Source organism: Frondihabitans sp. PAMC 28766 (genome assembly GCF_001577365.1).
Taxonomy (GTDB): domain Bacteria; phylum Actinomycetota; class Actinomycetes; order Actinomycetales; family Microbacteriaceae; genus Frondihabitans.
This window is the reverse complement of record NZ_CP014513.1, coordinates 1,796,437-1,809,519: the sequence shown is the minus strand read 5'-3', so window position 1 is coordinate 1,809,519 and position 13,083 is coordinate 1,796,437. Positions and strand designations below refer to the sequence as shown.

General features: G+C 69.0%; 14 protein-coding genes and 1 pseudogene. 7 read left to right on the top strand and 8 right to left on the bottom strand.

The features are described 5' to 3' along the window. Window positions 1–3: 3 nt before the first annotated feature. Window positions 4–678 (bottom strand): DUF6264 family protein, encoded by a 675-nt coding sequence (locus AX769_RS08820; RefSeq protein ID WP_066278303.1) that lies wholly within the window; start codon window positions 676–678, stop codon window positions 4–6. After that, window positions 675–1,748, bottom strand: coding sequence for a 4-hydroxy-3-methylbut-2-enyl diphosphate reductase (locus AX769_RS08815; protein WP_082763622.1), 1,074 nt, complete (start codon window positions 1,746–1,748; stop codon window positions 675–677). The genes AX769_RS08820 and AX769_RS08815 overlap by 4 nt, the downstream gene beginning before the upstream one ends. A 73-nt stretch (window positions 1,749–1,821) precedes the next feature. Between AX769_RS08815 and xseA the strand changes: the two genes are divergently transcribed. The 5 genes and pseudogenes from xseA to AX769_RS08790 all read left to right on the top strand — a co-directional run bounded on the left by xseA (window position 1,822) and on the right by AX769_RS08790 (window position 6,182). Continuing rightward, window positions 1,822–3,090 carry an exodeoxyribonuclease VII large subunit gene (xseA, locus tag AX769_RS08810; RefSeq protein ID WP_066278299.1) on the top strand — a complete coding sequence of 423 codons (1,269 nt, stop codon included), beginning with the start codon at window positions 1,822–1,824 and terminating at the stop codon, window positions 3,088–3,090. 10 nt (window positions 3,091–3,100) lie between these two features. Continuing rightward, on the top strand, window positions 3,101–3,325 hold the full coding sequence (locus AX769_RS08805) for an exodeoxyribonuclease VII small subunit (RefSeq protein WP_157887530.1): 225 nt from the start codon (window positions 3,101–3,103) through the stop codon (window positions 3,323–3,325). Then, entirely contained in the window at window positions 3,322–3,981 is a 660-nt protein-coding gene (locus AX769_RS08800) for a DUF4245 domain-containing protein (RefSeq protein WP_066278294.1), read from the top strand. The genes AX769_RS08805 and AX769_RS08800 overlap by 4 nt, the downstream gene beginning before the upstream one ends. A 53-nt stretch (window positions 3,982–4,034) precedes the next feature. After that, window positions 4,035–4,700 carry a carbonic anhydrase gene (locus tag AX769_RS08795; RefSeq protein WP_369824076.1) on the top strand — a complete coding sequence of 222 codons (666 nt, stop codon included), beginning with the start codon at window positions 4,035–4,037 and terminating at the stop codon, window positions 4,698–4,700. Between the two features lie 124 nt (window positions 4,701–4,824). Beyond that, window positions 4,825–6,182: pseudogene (locus AX769_RS08790) on the top strand (class II fumarate hydratase). Window positions 6,183–6,289: 107 nt separating this feature from the next. Here the strand turns inward: AX769_RS08790 and AX769_RS08785 are convergent. The 4 genes from AX769_RS08785 to AX769_RS08770 all read right to left on the bottom strand — a co-directional run bounded on the left by AX769_RS08785 (window position 6,290) and on the right by AX769_RS08770 (window position 10,495). Further along, window positions 6,290–6,820, bottom strand: a complete 531-nt coding sequence (locus AX769_RS08785; protein WP_066278289.1) for a prepilin peptidase — start codon at window positions 6,818–6,820, stop codon at window positions 6,290–6,292. Between the two features lie 89 nt (window positions 6,821–6,909). Further along, window positions 6,910–8,280, bottom strand: coding sequence for a PhoH family protein (locus tag AX769_RS08780; protein WP_066278286.1), 1,371 nt, complete (start codon window positions 8,278–8,280; stop codon window positions 6,910–6,912). A 206-nt stretch (window positions 8,281–8,486) separates the two neighbouring features. Next, window positions 8,487–9,614: an aminotransferase class V-fold PLP-dependent enzyme gene (locus AX769_RS08775; protein WP_066278285.1), complete on the bottom strand. Its 1,128-nt coding sequence runs from the start codon at window positions 9,612–9,614 to the stop codon at window positions 8,487–8,489. A gap of 104 nt (window positions 9,615–9,718) precedes the next feature. Beyond that, window positions 9,719–10,495 carry an isoprenyl transferase gene (locus AX769_RS08770; RefSeq protein ID WP_066283369.1) on the bottom strand — a complete coding sequence of 259 codons (777 nt, stop codon included), beginning with the start codon at window positions 10,493–10,495 and terminating at the stop codon, window positions 9,719–9,721. A gap of 152 nt (window positions 10,496–10,647) precedes the next feature. Here AX769_RS08770 and AX769_RS08765 point away from each other — a divergent pair, with 152 nt between their 5' ends. After that, entirely contained in the window at window positions 10,648–11,295 is a 648-nt protein-coding gene (locus AX769_RS08765) for a hemolysin III family protein (RefSeq protein WP_066278284.1), read from the top strand. Window positions 11,296–11,322: 27 nt separating this feature from the next. On the opposite strand, the gene AX769_RS08760 is transcribed toward AX769_RS08765, so the two are convergent. Further along, window positions 11,323–11,646 (bottom strand): hypothetical protein, encoded by a 324-nt coding sequence (locus AX769_RS08760; protein ID WP_157887529.1) that lies wholly within the window; start codon window positions 11,644–11,646, stop codon window positions 11,323–11,325. Continuing rightward, window positions 11,643–12,518: a mycothiol conjugate amidase Mca gene (gene mca / locus AX769_RS08755; protein WP_204249351.1), complete on the bottom strand. Its 876-nt coding sequence runs from the start codon at window positions 12,516–12,518 to the stop codon at window positions 11,643–11,645. The genes AX769_RS08760 and mca overlap by 4 nt, the downstream gene beginning before the upstream one ends. 73 nt (window positions 12,519–12,591) lie before the next feature. On the opposite strand from mca, the gene AX769_RS08750 reads away from it, so the two are divergent. Continuing rightward, a complete protein-coding gene (locus tag AX769_RS08750; protein ID WP_066278281.1) occupies window positions 12,592–13,053 on the top strand; it encodes a DUF4307 domain-containing protein in 462 nt (153 codons plus the stop codon). Window positions 13,054–13,083 lie beyond the last annotated feature (30 nt).

Below are 13,083 nucleotides of genomic sequence, written 5' to 3'. Positions count from 1 at the left end.
AGGCTAGCCAACCATCGGCGCGGCGAACGACGGGTCGTTCATGACGACCACAACGACGGCGATCCCGGTGGTCACGTTCACGACGAGACCGGCGACGAGCAGCACGAGCCACGAGTTCTTGCCGGCCCGAAGGCGTCTGAGAGCGACGACGCAGACGATCAAGAACAGCGGCACCGAGACGAACGCGCTCACGAGCGCAACCGTGTGCAGGTCGGACATGTTCTGGAACGTGCCGTGCAGGTAGCCCATCCGCTTGAACTGCGCGACGTACGTGTCGGCGAAACCACCAGTGCTGAGCGCATCGCTGACCACGCGATACACCCCGTAGACGATCAGGAAGAACGTCGCGAAGCCGTTGAACGGCTTCGGGCGAGCGGCGGTCGGGGGTGGGCCGGGCACGGGCTCGCCGGTCGGTGGTGGTGCATCGAAGCGGGTGGTGGCGCGGTAGCCGCCGTCGTTGTAGCCCCGTGGTGCCTCAGGCGGACGCGTGCTCGTGCCGATCTGCCCGGGGGCCGTGGCATCCGGCGCCTCGGGCTCGTCGACAGGAGCGACGGGATTCACCCAGCCGGCCGGTGCGTACTCGCCGTACTCCGGCGCCTGCACCCCGGTGACGCGGCCGTCCGAGCCGGGGCCGGGCTCGGGCAGTCGCTCGCCGTAGCGGGGCTGATCGGACGTCATCGGCCGCGGCCCCCGAGGGCGCGCGCATCGACCTCACCGGTCGCGTCTTTACGCAACTCTTTCGGCAGCGAGAACATCAGGTCTTCTTCGGCCGTCACGACCTCGCCGACATCGGTGTAGCCCGCGTCGGAGAGCTCGGCGAGCACCTCGTCGACCAGCACCTCGGGCACGGATGCGCCGGACGTGACGCCGACCGTCTCGACGCCTTCGAGCCACTCCTGCTGGATCTCGGACGAGTAGTCGACCCGGTAGGCGGCCTTGGCGCCGTACTCGAGGGCGACCTCGACCAGCCGCACGCTGTTCGAGCTGTTGGCGCTGCCGACGACGATCACGAGATCGGCGTCCGCCGCGACCTTCTTGATCGCGACCTGGCGATTCTGCGTGGCATAGCAGATGTCGTCCGACGGGGGGTTCAGGATGTTCGGGAAGCGCTCGCGCAGCCGTGCGACCGTCTCCATCGTCTCGTCGACGCTGAGGGTCGTCTGCGACAGCCAGACCAGATTGTCAGGATCCGACACTTCGAGCGTGTCGACCTCGGCCGGGCTCTGCACGAGGGTGGTGCGGTCGGGGGCGTGCCCCATGGTTCCCTCGACCTCTTCGTGGCCGGCGTGGCCGATGAGGATGATGTGCTGATCCTGCTTCGCGAAGCGCACGGCCTCGCGGTGCACCTTCGTGACCAGCGGGCAGGTGGCGTCGATCGACAGGAGGCCTCGGTCGGCCGCGCCCTGCACGACGGACGGCGCGACGCCGTGCGCGCTGAAGACGATGTGGCTGCCTTCGGGCACCTCGTCGACCTCGTCGACGAAGATCGCGCCCTGCTGTTCGAGGGTCGACACGACGTGCACGTTGTGGACGATCTGCTTGCGCACGTACACCGGCGAGCCGTAGTGCTCGAGGGCCTTCTCGACGGCGATGACTGCCCGGTCGACGCCGGCGCAGTAGCCACGAGGGGCGGCCAGGAGCACGCGTTTGCGCCCGATGACGGGGGTATCCTTTAGCCTGTTGCGCACCGCGGGAACACGCGGCGTCGGAAGGTCGATGGCGAGAGCGCCATTGGTTATACGGCTCACGGAGTGATTCTAGGCGGGCTGAGCAGGTCAGGCCTGAGAGTCTCTCGATCCGCGCCGCAGAAGGAGAGCACGCTTGACGATCGTCACCCCGCCTCCGACCCCCGAGAACCCCTGGCCCGTCGGCCTGCTCGCCGGCAAGGTGCGAGATTGGATCGACCGCCTCGGCACCGCCTGGGTCGAGGGCGAGATCACGCAGTGGAACGTGGCCGGCGGCAACGTCTACGGCAAGCTCAAAGACCTCGAGATGGACGCCACGGTGTCGTTCTCGATCTGGTCGAGCGTCAAATCGAGAGTGCCCGCCGACCTCAAGCAGGGTGACCGCGTCATCGCCGCAATCAAGCCGAACTTCTGGGTCAAGGGCGGTTCGCTCACGATGCAGGTGTTCGAGATGCGGCACGTCGGCCTCGGCGACCTGCTCGAGCGGCTCGAGCGGCTGCGTCGTCAGCTCGCCTCCGAGGGTCTGTTCGGCGCCGACCGCAAGCGGCCCCTGCCGTTCCTGCCGCAGTGCATCGGCCTCGTGACCGGCAAAGACAGTGACGCCGAGAAAGACGTGCTGCGCAACGCGCAGCTGCGTTGGCCCTCGGTCCGGTTCCGCGTCGTGCACGCGGCGGTGCAGGGCGACCGCATGGTCGGCGAGGTCACCGCCGCGATTCAGACCCTCGACGCCGATCCCGAGGTCGACGTCATCATCGTCGCCCGCGGCGGCGGCGACTTCCAGAACCTCCTGGGCTTCAGCGACGAGGTCCTCGTGCGGGCGGCGGCCGCGGCACACACCCCGATCGTGAGCGCCATCGGCCACGAGGCCGACCGGCCTCTGCTCGACGACGTCGCCGACCTTCGCGCGTCCACTCCGACCGACGCGGCCAAGCGCGTCGTCCCCGATGTCGGCGAAGAGCTGCAGGCCGTGCGCCAGGCCCGCGCCCGGCTCGGACAGCGCCTCACGCACCTGATCAACACCGAGATCGACCGGCTCGGCCAGATCCGCAGCCGCCCGGTGCTGGCGAACCCGCAGACGCTCATCGAGGTCCGTGCCGACGAGCTCGTGCGCTACGTCGCCCGCAGCGAAGAGCTGTTGCACCGCACCATCGAGCGGGCGTCGACGCGACTCTCCGAGCTCACTGCGGGGCTGCGGGCTCTCTCCCCCGAGTCGACTCTCCGGCGCGGCTACGCGATCGCGCAGCTGCCCTCGGGTGCCGTGCTGCGCGACGTCGCCGACGCCCCCGCCGAGACGCCCCTCGTTCTCACTCTCGCCGCCGGCACGTTGGGCGTCACCAGCTCCGGCCCGCTGACCATCCCCTCCGAGTCGGCCACCGGCTCTCGAGGGCCCGACACCGCTCGTTAGGATTGACACCGTGGCCCAGACTTCCGCTCCTGACGTCGCCGACCTGTCCTACGAACAGGCGCGCGACGAGCTCATCGGCGTCGTGACCGAGCTCGAACAGGGCGCCTCGACTCTCGAGCGCTCGCTGGCACTGTGGGAGCGCGGCGAGGCCCTCGCCGGCCGGTGTGAAGAATGGCTGTTGGGTGCGAAAGAGCGCCTCGAGAAGGCCCGCCGCGGCAGCGAGGCCGACGCGTGAGCACTCCCACTCCTCCCCCGCTCGGCCAGCCCAAGGCCCCGCGCGTCGTCGCCGAGCTCGGCCGCCCCGAGACGCCGTCCGAGACCGCCGCTCGCAAGGCCCAGAGCTCGCGCAACCACCGTCAGAACCAGACCACCAAGAACCTCGTGCTGTCCCTGATCGCGTCGGTCGGCATCGTCCTGTTGATCGTGCTCGGCGTCGTCCGCACGAGCGGCTCGCAGTTGAAAGACGTCGACTACCTGAAGATCGCCTCGCAGGCGCAGCAGCAGGTCTCCCAGCCCCTGGTGGCGCCGAAGCTCCCCTCCGGCTGGAAATCGAACAGCGCCGCGATCAGGCCCGCCGGCGCCGACGGCGTCCAGACCTGGTACGTCGGGCTGATCACGCCCGACACCCAGTTCATCGGCATGACGCAGGGCCTCGACGCGAATCCGACGTGGGTCAGCAACCAGCTGCAGCAGACGGCTCAGACGACAGTCACCCGGGTCGGCGGCGTCTCGTGGGACGTCTACGACCAGCGAAGCGCCTCCGGCAGCACGAACTTCTCGTACGCGATGGTTGCGACCATCGGCAAGAGCACCATCGTGCTCGCCGGCACCGCATCGACGAAGCAGTTCGATCTGGTTGCCGACCACGCCGCCCAGCAGCTCGAGCGATAGGGCATTCCGGCCCCATCGTTCAAAGCGCCCCCACTCCACCCCGAGGAGAGCCTGTGCCCGACAGCACGACCACCAGCACCACGATCGCCCCCACCCCCGGTGAGGCCTGGGCGCAGATGACCGCCGGCAACGAGCGCTTCGTCGGCGGCACCCCCGAGCATCCGCGTCAGGATGCCGAGCGCCGAGCCCAGCTGACGAACGGGCAACAGCCGATCGCGGCCCTCTTCGGTTGCTCCGACTCGCGTCTGGGCGCCGAGATCATCTTCGACGCGGGCCTCGGCGACCTCTTCGTCGTCCGCAATGCGGGCCAGGTCGTGGGCGACGAGGTGCTCGGCACCCTCGAATTCGCCGTCGGAGCGCTGGGCATCCCCCTGATCGTGGTGCTCGGTCACGACAGCTGCGGGGCCGTCAAAGCGGCGATCGACACCATCGACGCCGACGCCGAGCCGCAGACGTTCTATCTGCAGCGCCTCATCGACATGATCGTGCCGTCGGTCAAGCGGGCGCACCGCGAGCTCGAACTGGCCCCTGGCGACGACCACGCCCTCGATGCGCACGAGGTGGGCCGCCTGCACATCGAGGCCTCCGTCGGGGCGCTGCTCGAGCGGTCGATTCTCATCTCGGAGGCAGTCGCCAGCGGTAGATTGGCAGTCGTCGGGGCGAACTACGACCTCGCGAACGGCCGGGTCGACCCGCACACGGTGGTCGGCAGCCTCTGACATCTCGCCCGCACCAGCGGGCCCGCAGAAACCGCCCGCCACAGCGGGCCGACGGAAGGACCACAGCGACGTGACCACGATCGACACCGAGGCCGGCAGCGAGTACCGCATCGAGCACGACACGATGGGCGACGTGCGGGTGCCCGCATCGGCCCTCTACGGCGCTCAGACTCAGCGGGCGGTCGAGAACTTCCCGATCTCGGGCAAGGGGCTGGAGCCGGCGCAGATCGTCGCGCTCGCCCGCATCAAACGTGCGGCCGCCGTCGTGAACGGCGAGATGGGCATCATCGACGCGACGCGCGCCGGGGCCATCGCCGAGGCCGCCGACGAGATCATCGGCGGGCAGCACCACGACCAGTTCCCGATCGACGTCTACCAGACGGGCAGCGGCACCTCGTCGAACATGAACATGAACGAGGTGCTCGCCACGCTCGCGTCGGCCGTCTCGGGCGAGAAGGTGCACCCCAACGACCACGTCAACGCGTCGCAGTCGTCGAACGACGTCTTCCCGACCTCCGTCCACGTGGCGGTCACCGGTGCACTCCTCCACGACCTGATCCCCGCCCTCGACCACCTCGCCGTGGCTTTCGAGAAGAAGGCCGAAGAGTGGAAGCTCGTCGTCAAGTCGGGCCGCACCCACCTGATGGACGCCACCCCCGTCACCCTCGGCCAGGAGTTCGGCGGCTACGCCCGCCAGATCCGCCTCGGCATCGACCGAGTCACCGCGACGCTCCCCGCGTCTCCGAGGTGCCGCTCGGCGGCACCGCGACCGGCACCGGCATCAACACCCCGCTGGGCTTCCCGCAGCGCGTCATCGCCGCTCTCGCCGCGGACAGCGGCCTGCCCGTCACCGAGGCCCTCGACCACTTCGAGGCGCAGGGCGCGCGCGATGGTCTCGTCGAGGCGTCCGGCGCCCTCCGCGTCCTGGCTGTCAGCCTCACCAAGATCAACAACGACCTCCGTTGGATGGGCTCCGGCCCGAACGCCGGCCTCGGCGAGATCCACATCCCCGACCTCCAGCCCGGCTCGTCGATCATGCCGGGCAAGGTCAACCCGGTGATCCCCGAGGCCGTGCTGCAGGTCTGCGCGCGCGTCATCGGTAACGACGCGACCATCGCCTGGGCCGGTGCGTCGGGCGCCTTCGAGCTCAACGTCGCCATCCCCGTGATGGGCACCGCTCTGCTCGAGTCGATCCGCCTGCTCACCAACAGCACGCGCGCACTGGCCGACAAGGCCGTCGACGGGCTCGAGGCCAACGTCGAGCACGCTCGCGAGCTGGCCGAATCGTCGCCGTCCATCGTCACGCCGCTCAACCGGATCATCGGCTACGAGGCCGCCGCCAAGATCGCGAAGCACTCTGTCGCCGCGAAGATGACAGTGCGCGAGTCCGTGATCGACCTCGGGTTCGTCGAGCGGGGCGAGATCACCGAAGAGCAGCTCGACAAGGCGCTCGACGTGCTCAGCATGACGCACCCCGGTTGACGCATCCCGCATCGCGTCACTGAACCCTCGCGTTCGGTCACCGCACCGGACCTAGGTCCACCGCGGTGACCGGATGCGAAGGTCTCGCGTGTTGCTCCCCGAGGCCGTCACGTCAGCGCCTCCACCGCGAGCGACGCCCAGTAGCCGAGCAAGAGGCACGGGCCGTAGGCGACCCCGCGCGCTGGCACCGCTCGAGAGCGGCCGCGAACGGTCGTGAGTAGGATCGCGCCCACCCCGGCAGCCGAGGTCACCGCAGCGAACAGCACGAGGGCCGTCCCATCGACGAGCACCAGTGACCCGACGAGCGACCCGGCCAGCTTGACGTCGCCGAGGCCGACGGCCCCCGCGCGAGTGGCTGCCCACCCGCCGACCAGCACGGCTGCAACTGCGACGAGAGCGACCTCAGGATCCTGCGCCCCCGTCTCGACGCACAGGCCGACGACTGCGGTGACGACGACGATGCCCAGGGCCGGAAGGGTCAGAGCGTTCGGCAGGCGTCGCACGGCCACGTCATGACGGACGAGCGCGGGCGTCGTGAACGCCAGCCACACCATCGGTGCCAGGGCTGCGGGCGGCACGGCCATGACGCCAAGGCCGCAGAGCAGGAGGATGAGGAGCGAGTCGACGAGCACAGTCATCCTGCGACGGTAGAGGGGCCCGGCGGCCCGGAGTCGGCCGAAACCGAATCTGTGGACAACCGGGCCCCTGTGGAGAAAACCGGAGGGGGCTACGCCAACTCGTTCGACTCCAGCAGCTCGGTGACGAGAGCCGCGATGGCCGAGCGCTCGGACCGCGTCAAGGTGACGTGCGCGAACAGCGGGTGGCCCTTCAGGGTCTCGATGACGCTGGCGACGCCGTCGTGACGGCCGACGCGCAGGTTGTCGCGCTGGGCGACGTCGTGCGTCAGCACCACACGCGAGTTCTGGCCGATGCGCGACAGCACCGTGAGCAGCACGTTGCGTTCGAGCGACTGCGCCTCGTCGACGATCACGAAGGCGTCGTGAAGCGAGCGGCCGCGGATGTGTGTGAGCGGCAGCACCTCGAGGATGCCGCGTTCGATCACCTCGTCGAGGACGTTTTGCGAGACGATCGCGCCGAGGGTGTCGAAGACCGCCTGGGCCCAGGGGTTCATCTTCTCGCCCGCGTCGCCCGGCAGGAAGCCGAGGTCTTGGCCGCCGACCGCGTACAGCGGGCGGAAGACCATGATCTTCTTGTGCTGCTGCTTTTCGAGCACTGCCTCGAGACCGGCGCAGAGGGCGAGGGCCGACTTGCCGGTGCCGGCGCTGCCGCCGAGCGAGACGATGCCGACCTCGGGGTCGAGCAGCAGGTCGATGGCGAGGCGCTGCTCGGCCGAGCGCCCGTGCAGACCGAAGACGTCGCGGTCGCCGCGCACGAGGCGCACGTGGCCGCGAGACACGACCCGGCCGAGGGCCGAGCCGCGATCGGAGTGCATGACGAGCCCGGTGTTGACGGGCTGCTCGGCAGCGCGCGTCGAGATGTGCTCGTCATCGTAGAGCTTGGCCATCTGCTCGCTCGAGATCTCGACGTCGGCGATGCCGGTGTAGCCCGAGTCGACGACCTGCTCGGCCCGGTATTCTTCGGCGGCGAGGCCGATCGAGGCGGCCTTGACGCGCAGCGGCAGGTCTTTCGAGACGACAACGACGTCGAGGCCGTCGTTGGCGAGATTCGTGGCGACGGCGAGGATGCGTGAGTCGTTGTCGTCGAGGCGGAGGCCCGAGGGCAGCACCGACTGGTTGGAGTGGTTCAACTCGACGCGGAGCGACCCGCCCTTGCCCGCGGGCACCGGGAAGTCGAGGCGCTCGTGCGTGACGCGCAGCTCGTCGAGGAGTCGCAGCGCCTGCCGCGCGAAATAGCCCAGCTCGGGGTCGTGCCGCTTCTTTTCGAGCTCGGAGATCACGACGACCGGAAGCACGACGGCTTTCTCGGCGAAACGGAAGATGGCCTGAGGATCGGAGAGCAGAACCGAGGTGTCGAGAACGTAGGTGCGCTGCTTGATCGCCGTTTCGCCGTCACCCCCGGCGTGCTGTTCGTGCTGCGTTGCAGAGGTGATGTCGAAAGCGGTCACGACCGACTCCATCTCCGGGTGTGTGACACCCGGTACCTTCCCGCAAGACGGCCGTGGAGCAAGAGCTAGACGAACTTACGTGGCCGTCTCGACCGGGTGCTCTACCCGATGGCTCGAAGCTACGTGACGCCACCGACAAAGCCCAAATCCGACACACCGAGGTGAGGTTACGGGCAGATTAACCGCTGTCACATCCGTCACAGATCGGGTGACGTGCCTCAGTAGGACAGGCTCGACCCGAACGACGTGAGCGCGCCGCGCAACGCCTCGAAGGTCGCCTCACCGGTCGACACGTGCGCGCTCAGGCGAACCGCGCCGCCGCGCACCGTGGCGGTGACCCCGTGGTTGATCAACTCGGCGGTGAGAGCCGTCAATTGCTCGGGATCGGGCTCGAGCACCAGGATCCCGGCGCGTTCGCGTTCGTCTCTCGACGAGACGACCGGGATTCCGAACTCGTCGGCGATGTCGATCAGGGCCGTCACCTTCTCGGCGATCGCCTGCTGGATGGCGGGCAGCCCGACCTCGGCCACGGCCTCGAGTGCCGTCGAAAAACGCGCCTGCGCCACCGGGTCGTTGCGGGTGATCTGGAAGGCGGCGGCGCCCTGCAGGGGCGGCGGCACCTCTTCGTACGACGCACCCATCGGCACGATCGTGCCCGTCACGCCGCTGATGAGCGGCACGAGGTCGGTGGCGGCGCGCTCGCTGAGTGCCATGAACCCGGTGCCCCAGCCGGCGCGCACCCACTTCTGACCGCCGGCGACTACGACGTCGGCGACCTCGTAGGGCGCGTCGACGACGCTGAAACCCTGAATGGCGTCGACGATCAGGATGCGATCGCCGATCACGTCGCGGATCCCCTCGAGGTCGGCGAGATAACCCGTCCGGTAGTCGACGAGGCTCACCGCGACGGCCGTCGTGGCGGGCGTCAGATTGTCGCGCACGGCGCTCGGGGTGACGATGCCGCCGGCGGGCTGCATGGTGATCTGATCGAGCGTGTGCAGCGCCTGCGCCGCCCGCTGAGCCGCCATCGGAATGCTGGGGTACTCCCGCGCCGAGTAGAGCACCTGCCCGGAGAGCCCGAACATCGCGTGCATGAGGCCCATCGACGCGTTGGGCTGGAAGACGACGCGATCCGTCGGGAAGCCGGTGACGCGGCGGATCGCCTCTCGCACTCGGATCTCCTGCTCGTCGAAGACGGCGGCGGCGCCGTAGCGGGCTCGCGCGTGGATCTCGCCGAGGGCGTTCTGCTCGTCGAGAACGGGCCGGCCCATGGGGCCGAACGAGGCGAAGTCCAGGTAGCCCGGATCGTCGTCGAAGGTCTGAGCGAACTCGTCGATGGTGGTCAAGCAGGGCTCCCTGTACGGTGGGCGAACCTCACTACCGTACCCGCGCGCGGGCCGGGCGACGAACCGGGGCCGCACGCGCGGCCCGCCGATGGGCTCCTGCCGCGTCAGCCGCCGAAGCGCCGATGCCGGTTCGCGAAGTCGCGCACCGCCCTCAAGAAGTCGACTTCGCGGAGGTCGGGGTAGAAGGCTTCGACGAAGTAGAACTCGCTGTGGGCGCTCTGCCACAGCATGAAGTCGCTGAGCCTCTGCTCGCCGGACGTGCGGATGACGAGGTCGGGATCGGGCTGGCCGCCGGTGTAGAGGTGGTCGGCGATCATCTCGGGCGTCAGCACTTCGGCGAGGTCGTCGATGGTGCCGCCGCCCTCGCCGTGCTGACGCACGATGCTGCGCAGCGCATCGACGATCTCGCGCCGACCGCCATAGCCGACGGCGAGGTTCACGTGGAGCCCGGTGTGCGAAGCGGTGCGCCGCTCGGCCGTCGAGAGCGAAGTGACGAGCGGGGCGGGGAGGCCGTCGGTCAGGCCGACGTGCTGCACACGCCAGTCGCGCTCGTGCGACAGGTCGTCGGCGAGCTCGGCGATGATCTCGACGAGGGCGTCGAGCTCGGCGTCGTCGCGGTTGGTGAGGTTGTCGGCCGACAGCAGGTAGAGCGTGACGACCTTGATGCCGAGCTCGTCGCACCAGACCAGGAACTCGCGGATCTTCGCGGCGCCGGCCCGGTGCCCGTGCGCGGCCGTCTCGAGCATGCGCTGCTTGGCCCACCGGCGGTTGCCGTCGACGATCATGGCGACGTGGTGGGGCAGCTCGAGGCCCGTGAGACCGCGGCGCAGTCGTCGCTGGTAGAGGCGGTAGACGAACGAACGGCCGCCGGGGGTCTCGATCGACCCGGGGTCGGCACCGGGCTCGGCGCCCGCGTCAGGGGTGCCTCGCCGGTTCGTCACGGATCAACGGTAACCCACGCGCCTGAGCCGTCGCGTCGTCCCCCGTGACGACCTCACAGCGTCTCGGGGCAGACGCCCCGTAGGCTCAGCGGATGACGGTTCTCCCCGAGATCAAGCCCACCTGGCGCGGCTGGATCCACGCGGGCACCTTCCCGCTGGCCGTGGCACTTGGCGTGGTGCTGGTCACGCTGGCCGCCGGGGCTCCGGCCAAGGCCGCCACCGCGATCTACTTCGGCTCGTCGCTGCTGCTCTTCGGCGTCTCGGCGACCTACCACCGGGGCAACTGGCGGCCGAAAGCCAAGCTGCTGCTCAAGCGCATGGACCACTCGAACATCTTCTTGCTGATCGCGGGCACGTACACGCCGATCGCCGTGCTGGCTCTGCCGCGGGGCGAGGCGACGACCCTCCTGATCCTGGTGTGGTCGGGGGCTCTGGCGGGGATCGCGTTCCGCGTCTTCTGGACGGGCGCGCCCCGGTGGCTCTACACGCCGCTGTACGTGCTTCTGGGCGTCGGCGCCCTGATCTACGTGGGCGACATCTTCGAGGCGAACGCGGCCACCATGATCCTGGTGCTCGCCGGTGGCGTCTTCTACATCGCCGGCGCCGTCGTCTACGGCACGAAGCGGCCGAACATCGTGCCGGGCGTCTTCGGCTTCCACGAGCTCTTCCACGCCTTCACCGTGGTGGCGTTCTGCTGTCAGTGGACGGCCGTGCTGCTACTGGCCGTCCAGACCCGCTGACAGGCCGCAGGATCGCGCGAGACCGGGCTAGCGGGGCTCTGCCGGCGACGCGGGCTGCTCGTGCCCGCCGCCGCGCAGCTCGTCGTCGAGAGTGGCGGCGGCCTCGGCCGCCTGCTGCCGCTCGAGCTCGATCTGCTCGCGGATCTCGCCGCGATACCGGGTGCGGCGCACCCGGCGGGTCATGTCGATGATCAAGAAGAGTGTGGCCACGCCGACGAAGAAGATCGCGAGGAAGCCGATCCAGCCGGGTGTGACCTGGTTGTCGGAGACCTTCTGCACGGGCAGCTGCGTTGGCCCGGACTCGGCGAGGACAGTGACGAGGGCGGTCTGGGCCGTCAGGAGGATGCTCACGCGGTCACCTCCACGGGGATGCCGGCGAAGAGGTCTGTCTCGGGCAGGGTGGTCTCGACTTTCGAATCGATGAGCTGGAAGTCTTCGGTCGGCCAGACCCGCGTCTGCAGTTCGAGCGGATAGCGGAAGAAGAATCCGGTCGGGTCGACCTGGCTCGCGTGCGCCTTGAGGGCCTCGTCTCGGACGGGGAAGGCGGCGGCGACGTCGATGCGCGTGGTCGAGAGGTCGGGCCGGTTGTCGCCCCAGCGCTCGAACATCTCGTCCATCTCCTTCAGGATCGGCGAGTCGGGCGTCTCCTCTTTGATGGCCGCGTAGATCGCGTGCATCTTGGCGGTGTTCATGATGCGGTCGTAGTAGAGCTTGGAGATCTGCCAGGCGGGGCCGGCGTCGGGGTAGCGCGCGGGGTCGGCGGCAGCCTCGTAGGCGAAGACCGAGATCTCGTGAGTGCGGATGTGATCGGGGTGGGGGTAGCCGCCGTTCTCGTCGTAGGTGACGAGCACCTGGGGCTTGAAGCGGCGGATGATGCGCACGAGCGGCTCGGCCGAGATCTCGAGCGGGATCGTCGCGAACGAGTTGACGGCGACCGGCTCGCCCTCCTCGGGCAGCCCGGAGTCGCTGTAGCCGAGCCAGACGTGGTCGACGCCCATGACCCGCTGCGCCTTCGCCATCTCGAGGACGCGGAGGCCCGCGATGTCGCGCTCGGCGTGGGCCTTCGGCCCGAGGTGCTCGTTGAGGATCGAGCCCTGCTCGCCGCCGGTCGCGCTGACGACCAGAACCTCGGCGCCCTGCTTCACGTAGTGGGCGTAGGTGGCCGAGCCCTTGCTGGACTCGTCATCGGGATGGGCGTGCACCGCCAGGAGACGCAGGGGCAAGGGGGATCCTCGGATTTCTGTCACGGCCAGCGTTGCTAACCTGTGCTCAAGGATAATCGGACGGAGTTCGTCGGTGGCGCCCACCCCTTCACGCACACACGAGTCGCACAGCTCTCAGGAGCCGGGCGAATCGCGCGAATTCGCGACTGCTCTCGACCGTCGCTACGGTCGGTCTCGCACGTTCCGCCTGCGGCGACGCTGGATCGGCGCCATCGTCGGCGTCGCCTTCGCGGCGATCTTCTTCGTCTGGGTGGTCTGGGCCGGTTTCGACGGCACCAGCGCCTCGGTCGACACGAACGACGCCGGCTACGTGATTCACAACAACCACTCAGCATCGGTCACCAGCGAGGTGAGCACCGACCCGGGCACGAGGGTCGACTGTGCCGTCGAAGTGTTGAACTCCGGCTTCGACATCGTGGGTTGGAAGGTCGTGCACCTCCCGGCCTCGACCCAGTCGTCCAACACCTACGTCACCCAGATCAAGACCATGAACCGCGGGGTCACGGGCTTGATCGACAAGTGCTGGCTGCCCTAAACTCGCCTGATTCACCTTCGAGACCGGCCA

Bases quoted from the DNA above. Each gene is read 5' to 3' on its own strand.
- AX769_RS08820 (WP_066278303.1), bottom strand. From the start codon at position 678: ATGACGTCCGATCAGCCCCGCTACGGCGAGCGACTGCCCGAGCCCGGC.
- AX769_RS08785 (WP_066278289.1), bottom strand. From the start codon at position 6,820: ATGACTGTGCTCGTCGACTCGCTCCTCATCCTCCTGCTCTGCGGCCTT.
- AX769_RS08780 (WP_066278286.1), bottom strand. From the start codon at position 8,280: ATGGAGTCGGTCGTGACCGCTTTCGACATCACCTCTGCAACGCAGCAC.
- AX769_RS08765 (WP_066278284.1), top strand. From the start codon at position 10,648: ATGACGGTTCTCCCCGAGATCAAGCCCACCTGGCGCGGCTGGATCCAC.